The sequence below is a fragment of the Janthinobacterium sp. KBS0711 genome (assembly GCF_000988085.1).
GTDB classification, from domain to species: domain Bacteria; phylum Pseudomonadota; class Gammaproteobacteria; order Burkholderiales; family Burkholderiaceae_D; genus Janthinobacterium; species Janthinobacterium lividum_E.
In genome coordinates this window covers 340-577 of the sequence record NZ_LBCO01000022.1, presented here as the reverse complement: position 1 = coordinate 577, position 238 = coordinate 340, and the positions used below count along the sequence as shown (strand labels likewise).

At 50.0% G+C, this 238-nt stretch carries 1 tRNA gene; it reads left to right on the top strand.

The annotated features are described in order from the left end of the window. Positions 1 to 108: 108 nt before the first annotated feature. Positions 109 to 185: transfer RNA gene (locus tag VM94_RS12520), tRNA-Ile, on the top strand. The last annotated feature ends 53 nt before the right edge of the window (positions 186 to 238 follow it).

Below are 238 nucleotides of genomic sequence, written 5' to 3'. Positions count from 1 at the left end.
GGAAGGTGCGGCTGGATCACCTCCTTTCTAGAGTTTGCACGAATCATGTAAATGATTCACGCATCAAATGTTCACACTTATCGGCTGTTAATATAAAGAACAGCATTTGGGGCTGTAGCTCAGCTGGTTAGAGCACCGTGTTGATAACGCGGGGGTCGTTGGTTCGAGTCCAACCAGCCCTACCAGAAAAACCTGGGGGTAAGGTGGACGCTAGTCCAAACAGTCCTGCCGGTTTCTG